This is a genomic window from Pyrobaculum sp. (assembly GCF_049971835.1).
GTDB lineage: Archaea > Thermoproteota > Thermoprotei > Thermoproteales > Thermoproteaceae > Pyrobaculum.
The window spans coordinates 1-2,055 of record NZ_JBMFKV010000282.1 but is presented as its reverse complement, the minus strand read 5'-3'; the positions used below and the strand labels follow the sequence as shown (position 1 = coordinate 2,055).

Here is a 2,055-nt window from a genome sequence, read left to right as displayed (position 1 = left end):
TGCCGCACTACCCATACGCCTACCAAGCCGTCCCCGACGGGGCCCTCCTCTCCCTCCTCAAGGACCTCGCCTCTCTGCCGGAGACGGCGGTTGCGGTGGTGAGCGGGAGGCCGAGGGAGTTCCTAGAGGCGTGGCTGGGGCAGCTCCCCCTGTACCTCGCGGCGGAGCACGGAGCCTTCGTCAAAGAGCCCGGCGGGGAGTGGCGCCAGCTCTACCCCCTAGACACTGGGTGGAAAACAGCTGTGAAGAGGGTGATGGAGGAGTACGCCATGAAGACGCCTGGCTCCTATGTAGAGGAGAAGGAAACCGCCGTTGCGTGGCACTATCGAAACGTGGAGCCGGAGGCGGGCGAGCAGGCGGCGCAGAGGCTTTTAGAGGCGCTGTCCGGCCTCCTGGAGGGCGCCCCCGCGGTGGTGCTGAGGGGGAGTAAGGTGGTGGAGGTGAGGCCGGCCGGCGTGAGCAAAGGCGCGGCGGCTAGGTGGCTAATCGAGCGACTGCACCCCGACTTTGTCCTCGTGGCGGGGGACGACGCCACAGACGAGGACATGTTCAAGGCGGCGCCAGGGGAGGCGTATACTGTGAAGGTGGGGAGGGGCGACACGGCGGCGAGGTTCTACGTCCCGACCTACAAGCGGCTTAGGGAGCTTCTCCACAGCTTGAGAAAGGCGGCGGCTACCTCAGCCTAGCCACGAGAGCCTCGGCGAGTCTGGTGGCGAGCAGGTTCTCCGTCTTCCTCCTCCCGTGCCTCCCCATCTCCTCCCTCAGCTCCGGCTTCTTAACCAGCGTGGAGACGAGGCTGGCTACGCCGTCTATGTCCTCGGGGTTTCTCAGCCTCGCCCCGTCGACGCCGTCTGTGATATGGCAGGCGGCTCTTGAGGTGGGAGACGCGGCGTACGGCGTCCCGGCGTAGAGGTACTCCAGCGCCCGGATACCCATGGGCTCGTGGAGGGATAGATCCACCCCCAGTAGGGAGCCCCTGGCCACTGAGGCAACAGCCGAGGGGTCCTCCACCACTACGAGGTTCCTCCTCCTCGCGGCCTCCCTCCGGAGCCACGCCGCTGCATCCCCCCGGCCCACAACAGCCACGGCCGCTTGGGGCATCCTCTCGGCCAGCTTAACCAGCGCCCTGACGTTTTTCTCCTCTGTAAGCGGCCCGGCGTAGGACACCACCAGCTCAAAGTCCTCTAGGAGGGGCGGCCTCCCGGCGGCGGCGAGGGCCTCCGGGTAGTCCGGGTCAATCCACCACTTCCCCTCTATAACTCTGTCCGCGGGGACGCGGAATTGCCTAATAGCCTCCGCCTCCTCTCTACAGCTCACGACGACAGCCGCCGCCTGTCTGAGGACTTGGGGGAGGTTCAAGGTGGACCATATACTCCTAGAAACCGCCTCCACGGGGCTGGCGCCGTGGGCACCTGTGGGGTATACGGGGACGTAAACGAGGGCAGGCGGCTTCTCCGCCTCCCCCGACTGGGCCAGCATCTTTTTTATAGTTACCCACTTAGCCGCCTCCTCCGGGCCGTTCCAGAAGCTTGAAAAAACCACCACCGCGTCTACGCCGCGCCTCCTATCTACCGCGGCGAGGATTTTGGAAAAGCTCCTCAAAGCCACCGCGCCCGGCGGGAGCATAGACCTGGCGCTGAGGACCCTGATGGTGGGGACACCCGAGACGTCTCTCTCCAACTCGACGAAGCCCTCCTCGCTCTTCTCCACGGCCTCGGGGTCCACGGCCGGCTCGCCGTCGTGGTAGACGCTCGTCACCAGCCAAGCCTCGTGGCCTATCCGCCGCAGGGCCTTGACCAGTATAGCGGCGGCTCTGTGGGAGTCCTCCCAGTGGGAGCTCTGGGGGGCCACTACGGCGAAGTTCATTTCTTTTTCAAAGCCTCCAGCACCGCGGTGGCGATGAGAGCCGCCACTAGCCCCCAGGTTATGGGGGTGAGCATAGCCGTGAGGGTGGCTACGCTTATCCCGCCCTGCTCCAGGGCGAAGGTGATGACGACGAGGTAGAGGATTATGCGGATGTACTCAGCGACGGGTCCAATCGCCAGGCGGGTCTCG

2 protein-coding genes and 1 pseudogene are annotated in these 2,055 nt (G+C 65.5%); 1 reads left to right on the top strand and 2 read right to left on the bottom strand.

Annotation, left to right across the window (positions count from 1 at the left end; translation table 11 throughout):
• A partial coding sequence (gene otsB / locus ACP5J3_RS13695; RefSeq protein WP_428496194.1) for a trehalose-phosphatase occupies nt 1-686 on the top strand: 686 nt, incomplete at its 5' end.
• Here otsB and ACP5J3_RS13690 read toward each other — a convergent pair.
• Together ACP5J3_RS13690 and ACP5J3_RS13685 are read right to left on the bottom strand one after the other, a co-directional pair.
• Nucleotides 673-1,866 carry a glycosyltransferase gene (locus ACP5J3_RS13690; protein WP_428496193.1) on the bottom strand — a complete coding sequence of 398 codons (1,194 nt, stop codon included), beginning with the start codon at nt 1,864-1,866 and terminating at the stop codon, nt 673-675. The two genes, otsB and ACP5J3_RS13690, sit on opposite strands and share 14 nt — an antisense overlap.
• Nucleotides 1,863-2,055 (bottom strand): annotated as a pseudogene (locus tag ACP5J3_RS13685) (hypothetical protein); the annotation flags it as partial. The pseudogene ACP5J3_RS13685 and the gene ACP5J3_RS13690, both read right to left, overlap by 4 nt.

What these genes read in the sequence shown, in the direction of transcription:
- ACP5J3_RS13690 (WP_428496193.1), bottom strand. Translation starts at nt 1,866, where the DNA reads ATGAACTTCGCCGTAGTGGCCCCCCAGAGCTCCCACTGGGAGGACTCC.